General features: G+C 64.0%; 22 protein-coding genes. 14 read left to right on the plus strand and 8 right to left on the minus strand.

Annotated features, from left to right (window positions below; genetic code table 11):
- Positions 1-180 precede the first annotated feature (180 nt).
- A complete protein-coding gene (locus IVA92_RS35140; protein WP_247279871.1) occupies positions 181-3,288 on the minus strand; it encodes a DEAD/DEAH box helicase in 3,108 nt (1,035 codons plus the stop codon).
- Positions 3,289-4,043: 755 nt separating this feature from the next.
- Between IVA92_RS35140 and IVA92_RS35145 the strand changes: the two genes are divergently transcribed.
- On the plus strand, positions 4,044-4,286 hold the full coding sequence (locus IVA92_RS35145) for a hypothetical protein (RefSeq protein WP_247279872.1): 243 nt from the start codon (positions 4,044-4,046) through the stop codon (positions 4,284-4,286).
- Between the two features lie 477 nt (positions 4,287-4,763).
- On the opposite strand, the gene IVA92_RS35155 is transcribed toward IVA92_RS35145, so the two are convergent.
- Complete coding sequence (locus IVA92_RS35155; RefSeq protein WP_247279874.1) at positions 4,764-5,153, minus strand: NUDIX hydrolase; 390 nt, start codon at positions 5,151-5,153, stop codon at positions 4,764-4,766.
- Between the two features lie 145 nt (positions 5,154-5,298).
- On the minus strand, positions 5,299-6,378 hold the full coding sequence (locus IVA92_RS35160; protein ID WP_247279875.1) for an AI-2E family transporter: 1,080 nt from the start codon (positions 6,376-6,378) through the stop codon (positions 5,299-5,301).
- 150 nt (positions 6,379-6,528) lie between these two features.
- Here IVA92_RS35160 and IVA92_RS35165 point away from each other — a divergent pair, with 150 nt between their 5' ends.
- From IVA92_RS35165 to IVA92_RS35175, 3 genes are all read left to right on the plus strand, one after another.
- Entirely contained in the window at positions 6,529-6,753 is a 225-nt protein-coding gene (locus tag IVA92_RS35165; RefSeq protein WP_247279876.1) for a hypothetical protein, read from the plus strand.
- Between the two features lie 81 nt (positions 6,754-6,834).
- A complete protein-coding gene (locus IVA92_RS35170) occupies positions 6,835-7,059 on the plus strand; it encodes a hypothetical protein (RefSeq protein ID WP_247279877.1) in 225 nt (74 codons plus the stop codon).
- Positions 7,060-7,222: 163 nt separating this feature from the next.
- Positions 7,223-7,525, plus strand: a complete 303-nt coding sequence (locus IVA92_RS35175) for a hypothetical protein (protein ID WP_247279878.1) — start codon at positions 7,223-7,225, stop codon at positions 7,523-7,525.
- 5 nt (positions 7,526-7,530) lie between these two features.
- Here the strand turns inward: IVA92_RS35175 and IVA92_RS35180 are convergent, their stop codons facing one another.
- Positions 7,531-7,767 (minus strand): hypothetical protein, encoded by a 237-nt coding sequence (locus IVA92_RS35180; protein ID WP_247279879.1) that lies wholly within the window; start codon positions 7,765-7,767, stop codon positions 7,531-7,533.
- 476 nt (positions 7,768-8,243) lie between these two features.
- Here IVA92_RS35180 and IVA92_RS35185 point away from each other — a divergent pair, with 476 nt between their 5' ends.
- The 3 genes from IVA92_RS35185 (at position 8,244) to IVA92_RS35195 (ending at position 9,845) form a co-directional block, all read left to right on the plus strand.
- A complete protein-coding gene (locus IVA92_RS35185) occupies positions 8,244-8,831 on the plus strand; it encodes a formyltransferase family protein (RefSeq protein WP_247279880.1) in 588 nt (195 codons plus the stop codon).
- A 173-nt stretch (positions 8,832-9,004) separates the two neighbouring features.
- Positions 9,005-9,355: a hypothetical protein gene (locus tag IVA92_RS35190; RefSeq protein WP_247279881.1), complete on the plus strand. Its 351-nt coding sequence runs from the start codon at positions 9,005-9,007 to the stop codon at positions 9,353-9,355.
- A complete protein-coding gene (locus IVA92_RS35195; RefSeq protein ID WP_247279882.1) occupies positions 9,300-9,845 on the plus strand; it encodes a hypothetical protein in 546 nt (181 codons plus the stop codon). Before IVA92_RS35190 ends, IVA92_RS35195 begins: the two co-directional genes overlap by 56 nt.
- Before the next feature lie 49 nt (positions 9,846-9,894).
- Here the strand turns inward: IVA92_RS35195 and IVA92_RS35200 are convergent, their stop codons facing one another.
- Positions 9,895-10,293 carry a RidA family protein gene (locus tag IVA92_RS35200; RefSeq protein WP_247279883.1) on the minus strand — a complete coding sequence of 133 codons (399 nt, stop codon included), beginning with the start codon at positions 10,291-10,293 and terminating at the stop codon, positions 9,895-9,897.
- 152 nt (positions 10,294-10,445) lie between these two features.
- Between IVA92_RS35200 and IVA92_RS35205 the strand changes: the two genes are divergently transcribed.
- Both IVA92_RS35205 and IVA92_RS35210 read left to right on the plus strand, forming a co-directional pair.
- On the plus strand, positions 10,446-11,321 hold the full coding sequence (locus IVA92_RS35205) for a DMT family transporter (RefSeq protein ID WP_247279884.1): 876 nt from the start codon (positions 10,446-10,448) through the stop codon (positions 11,319-11,321).
- 204 nt (positions 11,322-11,525) lie between these two features.
- On the plus strand, positions 11,526-12,956 hold the full coding sequence (locus IVA92_RS35210; RefSeq protein WP_247279885.1) for a caspase family protein: 1,431 nt from the start codon (positions 11,526-11,528) through the stop codon (positions 12,954-12,956).
- Between the two features lie 183 nt (positions 12,957-13,139).
- On the opposite strand, the gene IVA92_RS35215 is transcribed toward IVA92_RS35210, so the two are convergent.
- Both IVA92_RS35215 and cysK read right to left on the minus strand, forming a co-directional pair.
- The gene (locus tag IVA92_RS35215) at positions 13,140-13,379 is read right to left on the minus strand and encodes a BrnA antitoxin family protein (protein ID WP_247279886.1); all 240 of its coding nucleotides are present in this window, start codon (positions 13,377-13,379) and stop codon (positions 13,140-13,142) included.
- A gap of 3 nt (positions 13,380-13,382) precedes the next feature.
- On the minus strand, positions 13,383-14,360 hold the full coding sequence (cysK, locus tag IVA92_RS35220; protein WP_247279887.1) for a cysteine synthase A: 978 nt from the start codon (positions 14,358-14,360) through the stop codon (positions 13,383-13,385).
- Between the two features lie 224 nt (positions 14,361-14,584).
- Between cysK and IVA92_RS35225 the strand changes: the two genes are divergently transcribed.
- Positions 14,585-14,803, plus strand: coding sequence for a hypothetical protein (locus IVA92_RS35225; protein WP_247279888.1), 219 nt, complete (start codon positions 14,585-14,587; stop codon positions 14,801-14,803).
- Between the two features lie 13 nt (positions 14,804-14,816).
- Here the strand turns inward: IVA92_RS35225 and tgt are convergent, their stop codons facing one another.
- A complete protein-coding gene (gene tgt / locus IVA92_RS35230; RefSeq protein WP_247279889.1) occupies positions 14,817-15,962 on the minus strand; it encodes a tRNA guanosine(34) transglycosylase Tgt in 1,146 nt (381 codons plus the stop codon).
- A 240-nt stretch (positions 15,963-16,202) separates the two neighbouring features.
- Here tgt and IVA92_RS35235 point away from each other — a divergent pair, with 240 nt between their 5' ends.
- The 4 genes from IVA92_RS35235 to IVA92_RS35250 all read left to right on the plus strand — a co-directional run bounded on the left by IVA92_RS35235 (position 16,203) and on the right by IVA92_RS35250 (position 20,362).
- Positions 16,203-17,360, plus strand: coding sequence for a patatin-like phospholipase family protein (locus IVA92_RS35235; RefSeq protein WP_247279890.1), 1,158 nt, complete (start codon positions 16,203-16,205; stop codon positions 17,358-17,360).
- 135 nt (positions 17,361-17,495) lie between these two features.
- Positions 17,496-18,239: a TetR/AcrR family transcriptional regulator gene (locus IVA92_RS35240; RefSeq protein ID WP_247279905.1), complete on the plus strand. Its 744-nt coding sequence runs from the start codon at positions 17,496-17,498 to the stop codon at positions 18,237-18,239.
- A 251-nt stretch (positions 18,240-18,490) separates the two neighbouring features.
- A complete protein-coding gene (locus tag IVA92_RS35245; RefSeq protein ID WP_247279906.1) occupies positions 18,491-19,093 on the plus strand; it encodes a PepSY domain-containing protein in 603 nt (200 codons plus the stop codon).
- A gap of 231 nt (positions 19,094-19,324) precedes the next feature.
- Positions 19,325-20,362: an aspartate-semialdehyde dehydrogenase gene (locus IVA92_RS35250; protein WP_247279891.1), complete on the plus strand. Its 1,038-nt coding sequence runs from the start codon at positions 19,325-19,327 to the stop codon at positions 20,360-20,362.
- The last annotated feature ends 80 nt before the right edge of the window (positions 20,363-20,442 follow it).

A 20,442-nucleotide genomic window follows, 5' to 3' on the forward strand; every position in this document is an offset into this window, starting at 1 on the left:
CGGCACTTAGCTACTGTGCATGGGGTTGTTTTCGCAGTTTTGGCAGCGCCTCAACCTTCATCCAGCAACTCTGCTCGGGTACCGCTGAAGATGACGTCAAGCTGCGGTCGAAGGACGACGCCGACAGACCGCGTGCCTGCCCTGCTTCCGGTGCCCGTGCTGACGAAGGCGCAAGCGCCCTTACCCCTCGTCCAGCACCTCGAACAACTCCTCAACCCGCTCGAATGGCGCATCGCGCATCGGGCTGTAATAGACGACGCGATCGCCGTCGCGCTGCAGCGACTTTCCCCGCGACTTCCGCAAGCGCCCGGGCAGGAATGTCGCGGCGACCGCCCCGGGGCCGACGTCGAGGCGGATGATGCCTCTGCGCTTGCATTCGATCCTGAGCCGAGCTGCGCCGAAGAAGTCGCGCGCGACATTCGGCAAGGGGCCGAAGCGGCGCGACGTTTCCTCCTCGAGGTCGTCGAGGTCGTCTTCGTCATTGCATCGTGCTGCACGCGCGTAGAGCTCGAGCCGCACCGGCTCGGACTGCACGTAGCTGTCGGGAAGCATGTCCCCGACCGGCAAATTGAGGTCGGGCACCCACACCGGGGCCCGCCCCTCGTCGACCTTCTCCGAGGCCATTTTCAGCAGGTGACTGTAGAGCACGGGCCCGAACACCTGCACGTGGCCGGATTGCTGCTCCGAGAACAGGTCTCCCGCGCCTCGCAGATCGAGGTCGCGCTCGCTGATGGCAAAGCCGGCGCCGGGCCGACTGAACTCCTCGAGCACTGCCAGGCGCTTCTCGGATTGCCCGGACTCCGTCTCCGTCAGCAAATGGGCGAAGGCGCGGATGCCGCTGCGGCCGACCCGCCCGCGCAGCTGGTGCAGCTGCGCAAGGCCGAACTTCTCCGGCCAGCACACCACGATGGTGTTCGCACGGGGAATGTCGAGGCCGCTCTCGACGATGTTGGTCGCGAGCAGGACGTCGGCCCTGCCCTCGACGAAGCTCATCATGCGGTCGTCGATCTCGTCGGCCGCCAGCCTGCCGTGCAGACACACGATGCGGAGGTCCGGCGCCACCGCCTGCACCCGCGCCAGCATGGGATCGAGATCCTGAATGCGCGGACAGATCAGAAAGCTCTGGCCGTGGCGCCGCTGCTCGCGCAGCAATGCGTTGGCGATGGCAGCATCCGACAGCGGTGCGATTCTGGTTGCGACCGGCAGCCGATGAACCGGTGGCGAAGCGATCACGCTGAGATCGCGAAAACCGGCAAGACCGGCGGCCAGCGTCCGCGGGATCGGCGTCGCGCTCATCATGAGCACATGTACATTCTTGGCGAGGCCGGAGAGCTTTGCTTTTTCGGCGGCACCAAAATGCTGCTCCTCGTCGATGATGACGAGGCCGAGATCATCGAACTTCACGTCCTTGCCGGTGAGCGCCTGCGTGCCGATCACGACCTTGATCCGGCCGCTGCGCAGTCCCTCCCTGGTCTCGCGCAGCTCAGCGCCTGACGTCGCGCGCGACAGGTTGCCGACCTCGATGCCGAACGGGGCAAAGCGCTTCTGGAACGTCGCGACATGCTGCCGGGCCAGCACCGTCGTCGGCACCGCGATCGCCACTTGCTTGCCCGACAGCACCACGGCGGCCGCCGCGCGCAGCGCCACCTCGGTCTTGCCAAAGCCGACATCGCCGCAGATCACACGGTCCATCGGGTGACCGGACGCGAGATCGTCCAGCACGTCGGCGATCGCCTTGGCCTGGTCGCTCGTGGTGAAATACGGGAAGCGCGCCACGAATTTCTCGTAGGCCGATCCCGGCGGAACCAGCTTTTCGGCGCGCCGCCGGCGGCGCTGGCTGATGTGCTTGGCCAGCACCTTGCCTGCAAGCTGGATTTCGCGCTCGGCCTCGGTGCGGCGCGCCCACCACGTGCTGCCATCGGCCTTGTCGAGCGCCAGCTTGCCGAGTTCGGTTGCGTAAGGCCACATCAAAGCGAGATCGGGCGGCGGTACGAGCACCGCATTGTCGCCCGCGAACTTGAGGCGGATCATCTCTCGCATTGCGCCACCGCCCGTGTTCACCGTCTGCAAGCCATCGAGCACGGCAAGGCCACGCTGGAGATGGACGACCACCGTGCCCTGCTCCGGCACGTCCGGATGATCGAAGGCTGCACTCCAGGCGCGTGCCATCGGCTGGGGATGATGCGCCCGGCTGCCGAGCACGTCGGATGCCGTGACGACGGCAAGAGGCTTTTTCCCCGGCAGGACGAAGCCGGCATCGAGATCGGCCAGCAGCGCCGTCTCGCCGTTGCGCCCACTCGTCGCCTCGTCCCAGTCCTCGCAGCGCTGCGCCCTGACGCCGCTCATCCGCTCCATCACGCGTAGATCGTCCTCCTGCGCGGCGACGAGGATCAGGCGCGAACCGGCCCGCCGCGTTTCCTCGACGAAGGCCCGAAGTGCTTTCCTTGCGGATGTCAGCTTCGAAAACTCCGGCGTGGTCTGGAACGGCGCCGCCCGCGGCAACACCTTCATGCCCTTGGCGAGCCGTTTCCAGTCACCTCGGCCCAGATATTCGCGCTCCCGCTCCGCACGTGGCGCGGCTTCCTCGATCGTGCTCAGCCAGGCGCCGGCGTGCAATGGGACCCCTGCATCGGCGATCCATTTGGCACGCCCGCAATAGTCGAACAGGCTCGCGCGCTTGCCGCGCTTGCCGGCAAAGCCAAGGCGCTCCGACATGGGATCGACCAGAAGTTCGCTGGTCTCGAATATGATGTCGTGCTCTTTCGGATCGAACGCCACGATCCGCCTGATCGCGCGATCCGAATGCTCGATCCGGAATGGTCCCAGCGCGCCTGCGGGAAATATCTCGAAGGTCTGGCCGTGAAACAGCGCCCCGCCCGGATAGTCGGGCTCGTCCTCGAGATCGTATCCCAGGGATTGGAGGCGCGCCTCGAGGTCCTGCTCGGAAAACGCGCCGCCCACCTTCAAGCTCACGCTCAAGCGCGACAGGTTAGCCGGCGGCGGCAGGCGCTCCATCACGGCTTCCGCCGTTGAAACCAGAAAGAGCGGCTTCTTGGATCTTGCGAGGCGCCTCAGGACCGAGGCTCTGCGCCCCGCGAGTTCGTGGGACGGCTCCAACTGATCGAACGGCAAGGTGTTCAATCGCGGAAACACCAGCACCTCGCAGGAAGGGTCGAGCGCGTGGATGACGCTGCCCAGCCGCTCCGCCCGGTTCTCGCTCTCGGCAAGAAAAACCAGACCGCTGCGTCCGGACTGCTTCCATTGTGCCAGCAGATGCAGAGCCATCATACCGAGGGGCGAGGAAGACGAGATCGTTGCGCGCTGCGCCCGCTTGCTCTTCTTAGGCGACTTTTTAGTCGCCCGCGCGTTTCTGGAAAGCCTCACTTGAATCCGTCTCTGATCGTCAACCGCCGGCAACTGCACGCGAGCCGCTCGCATCTCGATTCGGCTGCTTGCCGCTATGCATATGGGATTTGCCCCGCGAACGCACGCTCATGGGCAACGTCGGGGGCATCATCGTGATCCCGGCAATTTGGCCGTTGTTCGCCCAGCAGATCGGAACTGGCTCCGTTCCGACGCGTAAATGCGGACCCTGCTCTCGATGCGAAAGTCAATGCGATGGAGAACGCTCCACGGATCCAGCAGGCACGAAAAAACCCCAGCGCTTGGAGCCACGCTGGGGCGTTTCGTTCAAAATGAATCGGTTAAGCAATGACGTCCTCATAGCAGCGATTCCGCCGGGCGTTTGTGAACTGGTTCACACCCCTTGCGGCATCCAAATCAAACGACCTCGGGGAAACCGAGGTCGCCAACCTTTGTGGGGAAAGGTTTTCTCTCAGGCCCGGGGCTTTTGGGGTTGGGGATGGGCCGAGAGCCTGGATTCTACGCTCGGCAGGCGGAGTCGTTCCAAAGCGGCGGGCTAGATATCGATCGGCGCGGACCGTGCATTCAACGCCCAACTGCTCCGGATCGGAGTACCGCATCTTCGGATTTGAGCGCCCACACAGCGCGAGCTAGGATGCCCGCTTTTACGGAGGCGCATTTTGAAACCATTCATTTTCTTCATTGCGGCCATCGCACTGCTTGCGACGGCTCCTGCACGCTCACAGGCGCTGGTCGACCCAAGCAAGGTCGCCCCCGAATATCGGGAGGCGGCCGAGAAGCGCCGGGCCGAGCAGCTGCGGCAGCGCGAATGCGCGATGAAGGCGGATCTCGAGAAGGTGCTGCCGAGGGATCGCACCGCCTATCTCAACCGTTGTCTGGACACTATGGCGGCCAAGCAATAGCGCTGATCGAGCCAATTGATCGGTCGGGGCCGCTGCGGCGGCGCGATGACGGCTGCGCGCATTCTGCGAGCACCGGCCCACTTACCCGCATCGGCTGCGACAAAGCCCGTCGACCGACTCCCGAAGGCGCTTCAGGCTTTCTTCAGACCTTTGAGATCACCTGAACATCCATTTTCAATAGTTGATCGCGCATGAATTTCGTCCAGATTCAGTGCACACGCTGCAAGGATGTGTTTCGCGATCGCGCCGGCCGGTTGCAGGACGGCTATTCCAGGCAATGTCCGAGCTGCGAGGTGGTGCTGTTCTTCGCAGAGGACTCCCAACACCCCTTCATCAAGCGCGCGATGCGCAATGCGCGCAAGGCTCGCAAGGAGCAACGCGAGGCCGATGTGATCAGGCTCGCTGCGCCGGAGTCGCGAGCAGCCCGGTCGAGGTCATCCGCCGCGCGGACACGACCTGCGGGGCGAGAGGATTAGCTCACCGCCGCGACTTTCTCGGAAACAGGCGGTCGCGGATGTAGCGTGAGGTCGGCGTCAGGCGGATGCCGCGGGGCTTCTGCCAGGCGGCGCGGTCGATCTCCTTCTTGTCACCAATCGCCAGCCTGCCCTTGGCGTCCTTGGCGATGAAGATTGCGTCGCTCATCTTGCGGCCGGAGCGCTTGTTCCTGGCCTTCACTTCCTTCCAGAGACTGATCCGGCCGAGCTTCAGCTTGGGCAGCTCCTCCTTGATCTCCCGCCGCAGGCAGTCCTTCTCGGATTCGCGCGCGCGCTTGCGCCCGCCCGGGAACATCCAGAGGCCGTCCGACCGGCGTCTGACCAACAATACCTTGCCGCGCCTGGCGGCAACCAGCTTGGAAGACTTCGCCATCACTGCCGTAGATCGAGACCAGAATCGTCCAGATCGTAACTTGTCTAGTCGGATAGACAAGTTCGGGACGCATCTTGATCAGAGGCCGCGGAGCCGTTGGCTCCTGGTGCGACACGGCGGGCCGGTCGCACCGGCGAGCGCAAGGTCAGCCCTTGCCCGCCTCCGTCCTGTCCTCGGTCCTGATCCAGGCCATCATCATCTCCCACGCCACCGACAGGATGATCGGACCGATGAACAGGCCGACGATACCATGGGCGAGCGTGCCGCCGATTACGCCGACGAAGATCACGATGGTCGGCGTGGTCAGGCCGCGCCCCATGACGAGCGGCTTCAGCATGGTATCGATGAAGCCGACCAGGACGAGAAACACGGTGAGCAGCAGCGCCGTGGTGACGTCCTTGGCGGTCCAGATCCAGATGATCACCGGCAGCAGCACGAGGAAGGCGCCGATCTGCACGATCGAGAGCAGCAGCACAATGAAGGCGAGAAGGCCGGCGCTGGGCACGGCTGCGAGCTTGAAGCCGAAGCCGGCGAGCAGCGCCTGCACCACTGCGACGCCGATCACGCCTTGCGCTACGGCGCGGATGGTCGCGCCCGCGAGCTCCAGGAAATGCTCGCTCTGTTCGGGTACGATGCGAAACAGGAAGCTGCGGCCGGCTGCAACCAGCTGCGGGCCGTGCGGAAACAGGAAGCCGGCAACGAACACCGACAGTAGGAATTGGACCGTGCCGAGGCCCGCATCACCCGCGAGCGACAACAGCGGTCCCGCCAGCGGCTGGAGATAAGGCGCCACCTCGCGCAGCACTGCGCGGATGTTGGTGTAGGCCTGGTCCCAGAGGTCATAGAGCCACGGACCGACCAGCGGCCACGATTTGAGCTGCTCCGGCGCCGATTGGAGCGCCAGATCGCCGGTGCCGAGCTGGTGCGCCAGCTCCCGCACACCGTCCACGGCGCTGAGGCCGAGCCAGGTCGCAGGGCCGATGACGATGCCGAGCGTGATCAGGGTCAGGATCGCTGCCGCGGTTTTCGGCCTGCCGCCGAGGATCTTGGCGACCAAGCTGAAGGCCGGATAGAACGCGACCGCGAGCACGCCGCTCCAGGCCAGGATCGGCACGAACGGGCGGATGATCAGGAAGGTCCAGATGATCAGCAGGGCGAGCAGGCCGAGCCGGATCACGAGCTGGATGATATCCTCACCCGTCAGGAGCTGACGGAGACTTTTCACGGCTAATGCCTTCCTTGCGACATGAACGCAACTTGCGGCGCTTGCGCGGCCTAGCCGTTATTGCCAGCAACAAGCCGGGCGTCAAGGCGACCGGTTCCCGCAACATCCGCTGACTAGGAACGCATCGGACCTACCGGCATTTTGAGGACGATGACGGCCGGTCCCAGAGAGCCTGATGCACATGCGGGGATTCACCGCGGCGTCCACTATTCGCTGAAGCGGAATGCCGCGCCGGGCTACTGGCGCTATGCCTATGCGATCGGCGACAGGGTGCGCTCCGGGCGCGTGCAAGGCAAGCTGCCGCTGCTCGCCATCAGACGCGTGCAGATGCGCATTGATCGGGACTTGCGGCCTGGCTTGGCTAACGTCCGTTAACCGGATTTCCCTGGGCCAGTTTACGCCGCTGCAAAAGCCCGTGGCTACCGTGGGTTGAGGTCCTCAAAGACATTCTGTGCAATGGCCAATAGCATCTGGACGATCGAAGAATTCACCTGCCGGGGTTGCAGCATGACCTACGCCGCGACAAGGGAGGAACATGATGACGCGCATGCCGGCAGCTTCAAATGCAGCATCTGTAGCAGCGTGGTGCATAGCTGGTCGGGCAAGCATCACTTCTTCGGCTGGGAAGCGGTGAAGTCGAAACCGCCGCTGTTCGGACGGCGCTGGGCCGGAGCTGGATGATCGGCTGAGCCGCCGCGTTCCCTGACCGATCGAACGATCGTGCCTGGACACAGCGGCAGCGAAATTCGTAGCCGGGTATCGACCGAATTGCGCCAAGGGTGTTTGGACTCCGTTCACTGATCGCCGTTAGATCAGGACAGATCCTCCGCGCCGAACATCCGCCATGGCCGACCTCAACGCCGTCCTCACCAGGCTCAACGACCGTCTGCTCCGCCTCGAGGGCGAGCTGTTCGTGCTGCGTTCGCTGGCACGCGCGACGCTGACGGCGGGCGATGATCATGCGGTGCGCATGCGCAAGCTGGTCGAGGCCGCAAAAGTCGCACTCGATGACGAGGCCAAGCGTCCGCTCGACAAGCCGACGCGCAAATATGTCGATGCGGCGACCGCACTGGTGGAAGAGCTTCTGGTCGAGCCGACTCCGGCGCGGCCGCTATTCACGGTGATCGACGGCGGCCGGCGCGACTGAACGGGTCAGGTCGGCTGGCTGGTGCCGGCCGTGTTGGAATCGCCCGCCTTCAGCCGGCTGAGGCCCGCTTCGATGGTTGCGATCTCCTCGTCGATCTGACCGATGGGCAGGCTGAAATCATAGCCCGACCTGCTCTTCAGATCGACCGCGAGCCGCTGCCTGTGCATCATCAGCTCGTCGAGGCCGCGTCGGTTCTTCAGTCGGACATAGATGTCGACGATCTGCTCAATCGCGCTCGGCATGAGATTGGTCCCGGCGAAAAGGCCGGCGCGGCGCACCTACGCCGGCGGAACATTCTCGGTCGCGGTACGCAATACAAATCCGCGACGGATTCGTCGATACGCCAAGCTTGTTGATAACGTATTACCATCAGATGATTTCGCGATGCGCGGTATGAAAAAGCCGCTGGCGATCACGCCAGCGGCCAAGCCGGTTTGAAAACGGATGCGGGTTGAAATGTCGCCAGCCCCGATTTGTGCATGCTCTTACGACAGATGGAAGATCTCTTCTGTCTACAACGAAACACAAGAGCCGGCTTGCCCACATTTCCCATCCGACCGTGGCACCACGGCAACGCTGGTGGCTGCACAATCGCTGAGTTCATCGCGCCCTCACCCGGTGCATTGTTGATAACCCGCGCAAACGCGGCCTGGGTGGTGACAGGACGTCCGGACGTGTTATCGGGGGATAACGCAGCTGCGAGACGGATCGGATACCCATGCGCATTACCCTCGTCGGCTCCCGCCATTTCGGCGTGACCACCCTGAACATGCTCCGGGAGCACGGCGTCTCGATCGCGCGGGTTGTGGTGGCCGATGCCGAGGATCGCCTCGCCGCCACCGCCAAGGCGGCCGGCATCGAGGTGGTGGTCCAGGCCAATCCGAAGCTGGTGGTGGCCTCCGAGATTGCCTCCGATACCGATCTGATCATCACGGCGCACAGTCACGCCCGGATCGGCAGGGACGCGCTCGCCGCCGCCAAGCTGGGCGGGATCGGCTATCACCCTTCGCTATTGCCGCGCCACCGCGGTAAGGCCGCCGTGGAATGGACCATCAAGGAAGGCGATCCGATCGCCGGCGGCACGATCTACCACCTCGCCGACCGCATGGACGCGGGCGCCATCGCCGCCCAGGACTGGTGCTTCGTCAAGAAGGGCGAGACGGCGCGGGAGCTCTGGGAACGCGCGCTGGCGCCTCTCGGCCTCAAGCTACTGGCCGACGTGATCGATTATGCCAAGGTCCACAAGACGCTGCCGGCCAAAGTTCAGGACGAGCAGTTCGCGACCTTGGCACCAAGTCTCTCCTGACGTTTACCCTTAACGCGAGTCCGCGTTGATTTTGCAGCGGAAATCGGAGCACCAAGACTCAAATAAACCATTGTTTCCACAGGAACAATTTTCGATTTGGCATCGCAACAAATTTCCGTCACATTTGGTGCGAATAAACGTCAGCATATCAGACAAATTCGAGGACGGATTTCATGCGTTTAGGTCGCATTGCGGTGTTGTGTGCCGCTTCAGTTGTCGCCGGCACCCTCGCCGCTCCCGCCTTCGCCCAGAGCCCCTATGACGGCAATTGGCAGGTCACGATCGTGACCAAGAGCGGCTCCTGCGAACCGACCGCAAGCTCCATGCTGACGGTTGCCGATGGCAAGATCACTGCGCCCGGCGCTAACGTTTCCGGCACCATCGGTCGTGAGGGACTTGTGAAAGTTTCGATCAATGGTGCATATGCCAACGGTCAACTCAACGGCAACGCCGGATCGGGGAAGTGGAATGGAGCATCTGCAGGCATACCATGCAGCGGGCGGTGGGAAGCATCGCGCCAATAAACCAACTGAGGCTCGCGCCAGAGGCCGGCGGCTGCTGATCGCGGCCGCCATTTTGTTTGTGGCGAGCATCGCCCGCACTGAAAGCCAAGCCCAGTCCGGCCCGTTTGCCCCGATGGCAGGCACCTGGAGCGGCAGCGGTACCGTCATCCTCGATGATGGCTCGACCGAGCGGATCCGCTGCCGGGCCAAGTACACCCCGATCGGCCCGACCATGGAAATGTCGCTGACCTGCGCCAGCGACGCCTACAAGTTCAATCTCGGGGCCAGCGTCAAGTCAGAGGGCAGCGCCATCACCGGCAGCTGGTCCGAGGCCAGCCGCAATATCAGCGGCTCGCTCCAGGGCCGCGGCGGCGGCGGAAACTTCGATGTGGTCGCCTCTGCCGCCGGCTTCAACGCCAATATCGCGCTGAAGACGAGTGGCAACAAGCAGACCGTCACGATGCGCGCCGATAGCCAGTTCCGCGGCGCCAACATCTCGATGTCGCGCTGAGATAGCACGTTCAAGACAGTCGACCCGGCGACCTCGCCGGGTCGACTTTTTATGCCTGCGGCACGAACGCCGTGACCTCGATCTCGACCTTGGCCCGCTCGTCAACGAGACCGCCGATGTAAAGCAGCGTCGAGGGCGGGAAGTTGCGTCCAAGCGTTTCCTTCCAGCCCGCGCCAATGCCGGCCCCGGCGGCCTCATACTCGCTGCGGCTGGTCAGGTACCACGTCAGGCGGACGATGTGCTCGGGGCCCGCGCCGGCCTCGCCCAGGAGCTTGATGATCCGCTTCAGAGCTGTCGCAACTTGCGCCGCCATGTCGGGCGCGTAGTTGCCGCTCTCATCGCCGCCGGTCTGCCCGGCCAGCACCACCCAACGCCCCGGCCCGTCGACGAGGACGCCATGGGAAAAGCCGCGCGGTTTTTTCCACTCGGCTGGCTGCAAGATACGCATGAGCGAAGACCTCCCGATTTTCTCGTCGTTCGCTGACGCCTTAGCACGCCGACCTGCATCGCTGCATCCGCAGATTTGGCCGTTGCAAACGGCGGCGATGTCGCTGATACCGGCCGTCCTTTCAAGATTCCATTCTCCAGCATCTGCCCTCAATGAGCACGACACCGTCAAAAACGATGGCCGCACTGTGGATGGCCGGCTGGCTGTCGCTGATGCTGGTGATGGCGGTTGCCGGGCGCGAAGCCACGCGCGAGCTGAACGTTTTTCAAATCATGGAAGTGAGGTCGCTGCTCGGCTTCGTGCTGCTCTCGCCGATCATCTACCGCGCGGGCGGTTTCAAGGTGCTCAAGACGTCGCGCCTGCCGCAACATATCGGTCGCAACCTGGTGCACTATGTCGCTCAGCTCGGCTGGTTCTTTGCACTGACGCTGATCCCGATCGGCCAGGTGGTCGCGATCGAGTTCACCATGCCGATCTGGACGGCGATCCTGGCGGCGAGCTTCCTGTCCGAACGCATGACGCCTTGGAGGATTGCGGCCATCGTGCTCGGCCTTGTCGGTGTGATCGTCATCGTCCGTCCCGCCGCCGGCGAGATCAATCCGGGGCAGCTGATCGCGCTCGGCGCTGCCGTCGGATTTGGCGTGTCAATGGCGCTGGTTAAATCCCTGACGCGCACGGACAGCGCGCTGTCGATCCTGTTCTGGATGCTGGTGGTGCAGTCGGTCGCAGGCTTCGCTCCGACGCTGTTTGTCTGGACTTGGCCATCGGCCCATGTCTGGGCCTGGGTCGGCGTGATCGCCGTCTGCGGCACGTTTTCACACTATTGCCTCGCGAGCGCGATGCGCTATGCGGACGCGACGATCGTGGTCCCCATGGACTTCCTTCGCGTTCCACTAACCGCGACGGCTGGCTGGCTGCTGTATTCCGAGCGGCTCGACGCCTGGACGGTCCTCGGCGCGGCGCTGATCCTGTGCGGCAATCTCCTGAATTTGAAGCCGGCTCCGCCCGTTCCCGCCCGCGCGCAGTGAACCTTGCGCTGCCTTGCGCGACAAAACGAAGTGGCCGTGTGATTTGGATCACGTTCGGGAAGCATTCCCATCGTGCACATTCGGCCACACAGCAGCGGTTTGGACGCGACTTACTGCCGTTTTGGTGGCGCGGAGTCGGGCACTTCGTGTAGGTTCGTTGCCAATTTGTTGCTGCCTACAATTCGATTCTGTTGGGGATCTCAGATGCGCTATTTCACCCTCCTCGCTTCGCTGATGTGCATGGCCCTGTCGATCAGTGCCGCGAAGGCCGACCGCCGCGTCGCCTTCGTCGTCGGCAACGGCAACTACAAGAACGTCGCGCAATTACCGAACCCGCCGATCGACGCCAAAGCGATGGCGGCGACGCTGCGCAATGTCGGCTTCGAGGTGATCGAAGGATCCAATCTCAGCCGCGACCAGATGACGGAGAAGCTGCTCGACTTCGGCCGCAAGGCGCAAGGCTCCGACATCGCGCTGTTCTATTATGCCGGCCACGGCATCGCGGTCAGCGGCACCAATTATCTCCTGCCTGTCGACGCCGACATCAAGTCGGAGATGGACGTCAAGCTGGGGGCGGCCATCAACATCGACCTCACGCTCGAGCAGACCATGGGCGATGCCAAGGTCAAGCTCGTCTTCCTCGATGCCTGCCGCGACAATCCGTTCGCCGCCAAGATCAAGTCGAACTCGGCGACCCGCAGCGTCAACGTCCAGAGCGGTCTCGCCGAGATGAAGTCCGGCGAAGGCACGCTGATCGCGTTCGCCACCGGTCCTGGCCAGACCGCCCTCGACGGCCAGGAGGGCAACAACAGCCCGTTCACCCGCGCGCTGATCGACAACATCACCAAGCCCGGGGTCGAGATCCAGCAGGCGATGACGTCGGTGCGCGCCCAGGTCAATGAAGAGACCCGCAAAGGCCAGCTGCCCTGGGGCCACACCAACCTGACCGGCTCCGTCTATCTCAACCAGGCCCCCACGACCCAGGTCGCCAACGCGGCTCCGACCGCGGCTGGCAGCGTGCCAATAGCGACCGGCGGCGGCTCGGACGGCGTCGAGCTCGAATATTGGCGCTCGGTAAAGGAGTCCAACAAGCCGGAAGAGCTCAACGCTTATCTTGCCGCCTATCCGAACGGTCAGTTCAAGGCGCTGGCGCTGGCACGCCTTGCTGCGATCAAGAGCGGCCCCTCGACCGCGACCCGCACGCTCACTGCTGGCGTCGATCCCGCGACTTTTACCGACGAGGCCACTCAGCTCACCGAGGACCAGATCGGCCTCGACAAGAACCAGCGCCGCGACGTGCAGCGTCGCCTCACCGGCCTCGGCTTCGACACCAAGCAGACCGGCGTATTCAGCGATGAGACCCGCGCCGTGCTCAAGCGCTGGCAGGCCGCGCGCGGCTATCCTTCCTCCGGCTACCTCAATAAGCACCAGCACAAGGCCCTGCTCTCGGAGATCGTGGCTGCACCGCCGACCGCCAGTGATAACAGCCAGAAGGCGGCTCGGCGTGCCAGCGCTCCGGCACCCAGCAGTGCGCCGGCACCCGCTCCCCAGCGCAGCAATCCAGGCGACGCTGCCGGCGCGGCCTTCGTGGGTGGCGTCGTCGGCGGCATGATGGGCGGCATGTTCCGCCGCTGAGGCGCGAAGCCAATCAAAGCAAAAGCCCGGCTCAGGCCGGGCTTTTTCGTTGCGAGTTCCTCATCCCGAGGAGCGCGCCATAGGAGCGCCTCTCGAAGCATGAAAGGCCCGGAGGCCTTCATCCTTCGAGACGCTTGCCGCGCAAGCTTCTCAGGATGCGGTCCGCTGCCTGGGCTGCGGTGCCTACTTCCCCGCGGCCTTCCGCAGCGCCTCGTTGATGCGGTCCTGCCAGCCCGGCCCGCCCTCCTGGAAGAACTCCAGCACGTCCTGGTCGATACGCAGCGTGACCTGTTCCTTGATGCCGGGAACGGCGGTTTGCTTGGGCGGCGCCACGGCGGCCTTGGCTGTCACCTTCTTGAACGCCGCCTCAGCTTCCGTCCTGGCGTCGCCAAGCGTACGCGGCCGTCTTGGTTGATCCGCCATATCCTAGATTCCCTCAAACAGAGCCGTTGAAAGATACCGCTCGGAGAAGGACGGCACCACCGCCAGGATGGTTTTTCCCGCAGCTTCGGGGCGCTTGCCGATCTGGAGCGCCGCCGCGATCGCGGCGCCCGAGGAGATGCCGCCTGGAATGCCCTCATGCCGCGCCAGCGCGCGGGAGGTCTCGATTGCCATGGTCGAGTTGATCTTGACGATTTCGTCGATCACGGAGCGATCGAGGATGTCGGGGACGAAGCCGGCACCGATGCCCTGGATCTTGTGCGCGGTGTGCTGGCCGCCTGAGAGCACCGGGCTCTCCTCCGGCTCGACCGCCACCACCCGCAAGGATGGTTTGCGCGGCTTCAGCACTTGGCCGACGCCCGTGATGGTGCCTCCGGTGCCGACCCCGGCGACGAAGATATCGATGCGGCCCGCCGTGTCATTCCAGATCTCTTCCGCCGTGGTGCGGCGGTGCACCTCGGGATTGGCGAGGTTCTTGAACTGCTGCGGCATCACCGAGTTCGGCGTCGTCTTCAACAGTTCTTCCGCGGCGGCAATGGCGCCCTTCATGCCCTGGGCTGCCGGAGTCAGCACCAGTTCGGCACCGAGAAAGGCCAGCATCTTGCGCCGCTCGATCGACATCGACTCCGGCATTACCAGCTTGAGCCGGTAGCCGCGCGAGGCCGCGACGAAGGCAAGCGCGATTCCGGTATTTCCGGACGTCGGCTCGATCAACACGGTGTCGGGCGTGATGATGCCCGCCTTCTCCATGGCGATGATCATAGCCGCACCGATGCGGTCCTTCACGCTCGCGGCCGGGCTGAAATATTCAAGTTTTGCCAAAATGGTCGCATTCACGCCGTGCATGCCGGGCAGTCGCTGCAACCGCACGATCGGCGTGTCGCCAAAAGCCTCGACGATCGAGTCATAGATCCGGCCGCGACCGGGCTGGTGCGCTGCACCCGTGTTGGACGATGCGTCCATGATGAACTCCCTGTGGCGACGATCTGCGCTTCTGTCGCGGCTCTTGCGCAGTTACGGACAGCTTGCGGCGACACGCAAGCGACAATGCAGCACATGTTAAATACGCTGCATCGCAAAATCACGTGAGCTGCCAATATCAGAAAACCAACGCATTTGTGTTGCGACCTCGTCAAGCGCATCTGCTTATGTTAGACTTAAGTCTCAAGCAGGGAGAGGTCACCACGATGTCAGCGATTGCTGAAGTGTTGTCGACCGTCGCGCTCAACCGCGATCCGCGTTGCAGCGAGTTGCCCACCTGTCCGGTCTGCGCCGACTCCATGGTCGCCGCCGAAGCATCCGCCTACGTCTCGGACCGCGTGATCAGCTATCTCTGGACCTGCGATAATTGCGGCTACGGCTTCGTCACCAAGCACGCCATCAAGCAGCGGTTCGTATGCAACTGATCGTGGAGTTGCTCTAGCGCGGGGCGATGTCGCCCCTCGCCCAGTCCTCACGCGTAAGCTGATAGAACTCCTCGAACTTGCCCTGTGCGATCGCAACCCTGATGCCCTGCATCAGGGTTTGATAGTAAGCGATATTGATCTCGGACAGCAGCATCGCCCCGAGCGTCTCGCCTGCCTTGACGAGATGATGCAGATAGGCGCGAGCGCAGCTGCGCGTCGAGGGCCATGAGCTCTCCTCATCGAGCGGACGCGGATCTTCGGCGTGGCGCGCGTTGCGCAAATTGACCTGGCCGAAGCGCGTGAAGGCGACGCCGTGACGGCCATTGCGCGTCGGCATCACGCAATCGAACATGTCGACACCGCGCTTGACCGCCTCGAGGATGTCGTCGGGCGTGCCGACGCCCATGAGGTAACGCGGGCGCTCTTGCGGCAGCAGCGGGGCGGTCTCGTCAATCATCCCCAGCATCACCGCCTGCGGCTCGCCGACGGCAAGGCCGCCGATCGCATAGCCGTGGAAGCCGAGCTCGACCAGGCCTTGCGCGCTTGCATGGCGAAGCTGCGGCACGTCGCCGCCCTGCACGATGCCGAACAGCATGTAACCAGCGGGCGCGCTCTCGAAGGCCCGCTTGCTGCGCTCGGCCCAACGGAGCGACAGGCGCATCGCCCGCTCGATGTCATCACGCTCGGCCGGTAGCCGCACACATTCGTCCATCTGCATGGCGATGTCGGAGCCGAGCAAGCGCTGCACCTCGATCGAGCGCTCCGGGGACAGCTCGACCTTGGCACCGTCGATATGCGAGCGGAAGGTGACGGCGTGCTCGCTGACCTTGCGCAGATCCGCCAGCGACATCACCTGGAAGCCGCCGGAATCCGTCAGCATCGGCCCGTTCCAGCCGGTGAAGGTCTGCAAGCCGCCAAGCGCCGCGATCCGCTCGGCGCCGGGCCGCAGCATCAGATGATAGGTGTTGCCGAGCACGATGTCGGCGCCGGCGTCGCGCACCTCGCGCCAGTGCATGCCCTTCATGGCACCGGCGGTGCCGACCGGCATGAAGGCCGGCGTCCGCACCACGCCGTGGGGCGTCGTCAGGCGCCCGCTGCGCGCGGCGCCATCGGTAGCGAGCAACTCAAAGTGATTGGGAAGATCATTGTCGGGATTCATGGCGGTGCTTATTGCGTGTCGGAGGACGTCGATCAACCCGCCCGAACCATGCCATGGCCGGCCAATGGCTCAACTGGGAGGACTTGAGCGATATCGAGGTCCGCCGCTCTTGTTAAACAAAACGATACAGTATAGTTTTACTTTGGAGGCTGGACGAGAATGCCGCGGCAGATTTGCCGGCGGCCGTATGAGTATGATCGCCCGCCACCGACGATGCCCTACCCTTCAAGTTCGACTGACATGTCCGCCCCATCGCAGGGCTGGACAAGGCCGATAGGCGCCCGCCTGGGCGGAGTCCTGGTCTTGACGTGCAGCCTGGCGCTCGGTGCCTGCACGTCCCTGCCCCGGACGCCCTACACGGCCGCTGAAGCCAGCACATCGCGCGTGCTCGACATCGATGGGCTCCGGCGCTACGCCGACGAGCCCGTTACGAAATTCAGCTTCGAGAAAGACAACAGCACCGCGACCAAGACCTACCTGGCGCTATCCGGCGGCGGTGCCGACGGCGCCTATGGCGTCGGCGTGCTGAACGGCTGGACCGCGTCCAGAACCCGTCCCACCTTCTCGGTCGTCTCGGGCGTCAGCACCGGCGGCCTCATCGCGCCGTTTGCATTCCTCGGCTCGCAATATGACGACACGCTGAAGGAGGTCTACACCAGCGGCATCGCCGAGAGCCTCCTGAAGGATCCCAGCATCATGCGGGTGCTATTCGGATCCGGCCTGTTCGGCAACACGCGGCTGCGCGAGCTCGTCGCCCGCTATGTCGGACCCGAGATCATGGCGCAAGTCGCGCGCGAGAATGCCAAGGGCCGGAAGCTATTGGTGGTGACGACCGATCTCGACACCCAGCGGACCGCGATCTGGGACATGGGCAAGATCGCCGCGGTCGGGACAGCCGAGGCGCTAAAGCTGTTTCGCGACGTGATGGCGGCCTCCGCCAGCATTCCGCTGGTTTTTCCGCCGATCATTATCGACGCCGAAGGCCAGGGCCGGCGTTTCCAGGAGATGCATGTCGACGGCGGGGTGACGGCGCCGGTGCTGACGTTGCCGGAAGCCCTGCTGTTCCAAGGCAGCCGCCTGCCGGGCAACACGAAGATGGACATCTACATCCTCGTCAACAAGAAGATCGAACGCAACTTCGAGCTCGTCTCCAACAGCACCATCGACGTCGCCTCGCGCAGCCTGTCGTCGATCACCCAGTCGCAGACGCGCTCGATCATCTTCTCCACCTATGATTTCGCCAAGCGCAACCGCCTCGGCTTCCATCTCTCCTACATCGCGCGCGACTATCCGGCGGCGCCCTCGGAAGGGTTCGATACCGCCTACATGCGGGCGCTGTATCAGTACGGATATGACAAGGCGGCTTCCGGCCAAGCCTGGATTTCGACGCTTCCGTGATCCCTCATGACGGAACGAGGCCACAGGGAAACCGTTGATGACACGGCCAAATCGGCCAGATTCGCGATGACGCCCCCGCTGCTGCGCGATATAGAGCGAATGACTGATATCACGATCGCGCAGGAATCATTGGGCATGGGATTGACTGCGACCAAGACCAGACCGGCTGCGCCACGGCGCGAGGTGCCGAAATCGCGCGGCGGCCGGCCGACGAAGACCGCCGCGATCGAGCGCGATCAGCGGCTGATCGAGGTCGCCACCCGCCTATTCCTCGATCGCGGCTTCGACGCGACCTCGCTCGACGCAGTCGCGGAAGCGGCCCGGGTCAGCAAGCCCACAGTCTATTCCCGTTACGGCGACAAACGAGGGCTGTTTGCGGCCGTGCTGAGGCGCGAGATCGCACGATGGCTTGCACCGTTGTCGGCAGCCGCGGAGACGCAACTCTCTAGCGCCGCGAACATCTCGGTCGAGCAGCGGCTGGTCGAGATCGGGCGCGAGATGCTCACATTCACCTGCGGTCCCGACGCCGTCGCCTTCAGCCGCATGATGACGTCACAAGCCATCAACTTCCCTGACGTCGCCAAGCTCGGCAAGGAAGAAGGCTGGCTCAAGGCCGTCGCCACCACGGCGCGCTTATTCGATCACCTGGTGGCGCAAGGCGCACTTGATGTCGAAGACACCACCATTGCAGCCGAGGTGTTTCTCGACGTGGTCGTCGGGCACACCCACCGCATGGCGACGTTCGGAACGGCGCTGGAGCTAAAACCTGCGGAGAAGCGCATGCGTGCGGCGATCAAGCTGTTCCTGGCCGGCGCGCTGGGACCCGCCGACCGCGTCCAGAGCGCCGCAAAGAGCACGCCGCGGCGCCCGTCCCGCTGACAATTCCGTGAGCTCGCGATCAAATTCCCAAGAACCCGTGCCTCGGCCATTGACCAAATGAAACGATACGGTATGGTTTTGTTATAAGGCGAGACGGACCGCTTTTTTCACCAGCCCCAAGGAGGTCCGTACCGCTTCGATCGTCGCGCCGGGTACAGCCCGATGCGGCGCTCCGCGGCCGACCGGTGCCCAAGGTCGGCCGCGAATTCTTTACGATCATCCGGCACACTCGCTGGCCGAGGGTTTCGAGCATGACGACAGCCAAACGATGGACCTCGCAACTGCTTGCGATCGCCCTGCCCGCACTGCTCCTCGCGGCACCGGCACAGGCGATCATGACCGCAGGCACGCCGACCGCGCTTCACAGCGACACAGATGGTGATGCCGAAGCGGACCGCCAGGCGGTCAGCCGCGAGATCGAGCGCTTCCGCAGCTCGTCGATCTCGATCAGCCAGGCCGTGGCGATTGCAGAAGGCCGACACGCCGGCGCCACCACGGCAGATGTGAGTTTCGATGGAGCTTCCGGCGCCCCGGTCTACCGGGTGAAAACCCTGCACAATGACCGGATCTGGCGCCACACCATCAACGCGTTGACCGGAGAGCTCGTCGGCGGGGAAGCCGCCCTCCCCCTCGCCGAGCTCGACCATGAGGACCGCGACAACCTCGCAGCGCTCGGCGCGATCAGGCACCGCCTCGCCGACGCCGTGCGCGTCGCCGAACGCGCAGCCTCGGGCAAGGCAATCAGCGGCGGGCTGGTGCGCGAACGCGGCCGTCTCAATTTTGCGATTGTCGTGATCAGCGGCGACGACCTCAAGGAGGTCATCCTGGAGCCGCCGGGCGCGCGGGCCAAATAGCGGCGGCCCGGCCCCGGCATCGACCGGGGCGGAAAGCCATTGACGGCTGCAAGACTCTCCCGCATAAGTCGCCGCCATGTTCGCGACCACCAAACGCACGACCAAAACCACCACGGCCTCAGGGGCCGGGGGAGGCGTGCGCGCGTAGGTCGTCGACTTAAACGCATCAGCTCTACCGAAGCCCCGCCCTCGATGGTCCGGGGCTTTTTTGTTGTCTAAATTCTCAATGCAATGGAGGACAAAGTGAGTAACGATCCCGTCGTCGCGATTGTCGGCGTCACCGGTGCGGTGGGCGCCGAATTTATCGCCACCATGGACAAGCGCGGCTTTCGCGTCGGCAAGCTCAAGGCGCTGGCGAGCGCCCGCTCGGCGGGCAAGACAGTGTCGTTCCGCGGGCAACAGGTCGTCATCGAGGAATTGACCGAGCGCGCTTTTGACGGCGTCGACATCGCCCTGTTCTCCGCCGGCGGCAGCATCTCCAAGAAGTTCGCGCCGATCGCGGTCAAGGCCGGCGCGGTCGTGGTCGACAATTCCTCCGCCTTCCGCATGGACCCGAACGTGCCGCTGGTGATCCCCGAGATCAACGCAAACCGCATTCGTGATCACAAGGGCATCATTGCCAACCCGAACTGCGCGGCCATCACGGCGCTGGTGCCGCTCTGGCCGATCCACCAGAAGAACCGCATCAAGCGGGTGATCATCTCGACCTATCAGGCGGCTTCCGGCGCCGGCGCCGCGGCGATGGAGGAGCTCGTCGAATCCACCCGCGCCAATCTCAACGGGCAGGTCTATACGCCAAAGGTGATGCCGCACCCCTACGCCTTCAACCTCTTCAACCACAACACCGCGGTCGATCCTGAGACCGGCTACAATGATGAAGAGACCAAGGTCATCAAGGAGACCCGCAAGATCTTCGAGGATGAGACCATTGCCGTCGGCGTCACCTGCGTGCGCGTGCCGGTGCTGCGCGCCCATTGCGAAGCCATCACCTTCGAATGCGAGAAGCCGATCACCGAGGACCAGGTCCGCGCCATCATGGCGCAGGCGCCCGGCGTCAAGGTGATCGACGACCGCGCCAAGAACTACTTCCCTATGCCGATCGACGCCTCGGGCCAGGACGACGTCCTGGTCGGCCGCATCCGCAAGGACCTCAGCGACCCCACAGGACATTCGATCTCGATGTTCGTCGCGGCCGATCAGCTGCTCAAGGGCGCGGCATTGAATGCTGTACAGATAGCGGAGCTCTTGCCGCAGCGGGCGATGGCGTAGCGGTCTCGTAGGGGCGGGCAAAGCGAAGCGTGCCCACCAATCGACCTCAACTATGCAGATCGATGGTGGGCACGGCGCTC

Source organism: Bradyrhizobium sp. 154, from assembly GCF_023073875.1.
Classification (GTDB): Bacteria; Pseudomonadota; Alphaproteobacteria; order Rhizobiales; family Xanthobacteraceae; genus Bradyrhizobium.

Bases quoted from the DNA above. Each gene is read 5' to 3' on its own strand.
- IVA92_RS35245 (WP_247279906.1), top strand. From the start codon at position 18,491: ATGACGACAGCCAAACGATGGACCTCGCAACTGCTTGCGATCGCCCTG.
- IVA92_RS35225 (WP_247279888.1), top strand. From the start codon at position 14,585: ATGTCAGCGATTGCTGAAGTGTTGTCGACCGTCGCGCTCAACCGCGAT.
- tgt (WP_247279889.1), bottom strand. From the start codon at position 15,962: ATGAATCCCGACAATGATCTTCCCAATCACTTTGAGTTGCTCGCTACC.
- IVA92_RS35170 (WP_247279877.1), top strand. From the start codon at position 6,835: ATGGCCAATAGCATCTGGACGATCGAAGAATTCACCTGCCGGGGTTGC.
- IVA92_RS35185 (WP_247279880.1), top strand. From the start codon at position 8,244: ATGCGCATTACCCTCGTCGGCTCCCGCCATTTCGGCGTGACCACCCTG.
- IVA92_RS35180 (WP_247279879.1), bottom strand. From the start codon at position 7,767: ATGCCGAGCGCGATTGAGCAGATCGTCGACATCTATGTCCGACTGAAG.
- cysK (WP_247279887.1), bottom strand. From the start codon at position 14,360: ATGGACGCATCGTCCAACACGGGTGCAGCGCACCAGCCCGGTCGCGGC.
- IVA92_RS35190 (WP_247279881.1), top strand. From the start codon at position 9,005: ATGCGTTTAGGTCGCATTGCGGTGTTGTGTGCCGCTTCAGTTGTCGCC.
- IVA92_RS35240 (WP_247279905.1), top strand. From the start codon at position 17,496: ATGGGATTGACTGCGACCAAGACCAGACCGGCTGCGCCACGGCGCGAG.
- IVA92_RS35175 (WP_247279878.1), top strand. From the start codon at position 7,223: ATGGCCGACCTCAACGCCGTCCTCACCAGGCTCAACGACCGTCTGCTC.
- IVA92_RS35140 (WP_247279871.1), bottom strand. From the start codon at position 3,288: ATGATGGCTCTGCATCTGCTGGCACAATGGAAGCAGTCCGGACGCAGC.
- IVA92_RS35235 (WP_247279890.1), top strand. From the start codon at position 16,203: ATGTCCGCCCCATCGCAGGGCTGGACAAGGCCGATAGGCGCCCGCCTG.
- IVA92_RS35195 (WP_247279882.1), top strand. From the start codon at position 9,300: ATGGAGCATCTGCAGGCATACCATGCAGCGGGCGGTGGGAAGCATCGC.
- IVA92_RS35165 (WP_247279876.1), top strand. From the start codon at position 6,529: ATGACGGCCGGTCCCAGAGAGCCTGATGCACATGCGGGGATTCACCGC.
- IVA92_RS35200 (WP_247279883.1), bottom strand. From the start codon at position 10,293: ATGCGTATCTTGCAGCCAGCCGAGTGGAAAAAACCGCGCGGCTTTTCC.
- IVA92_RS35250 (WP_247279891.1), top strand. From the start codon at position 19,325: ATGGAGGACAAAGTGAGTAACGATCCCGTCGTCGCGATTGTCGGCGTC.
- IVA92_RS35210 (WP_247279885.1), top strand. From the start codon at position 11,526: ATGCGCTATTTCACCCTCCTCGCTTCGCTGATGTGCATGGCCCTGTCG.
- IVA92_RS35215 (WP_247279886.1), bottom strand. From the start codon at position 13,379: ATGGCGGATCAACCAAGACGGCCGCGTACGCTTGGCGACGCCAGGACG.
- IVA92_RS35155 (WP_247279874.1), bottom strand. From the start codon at position 5,153: ATGGCGAAGTCTTCCAAGCTGGTTGCCGCCAGGCGCGGCAAGGTATTG.
- IVA92_RS35205 (WP_247279884.1), top strand. From the start codon at position 10,446: ATGAGCACGACACCGTCAAAAACGATGGCCGCACTGTGGATGGCCGGC.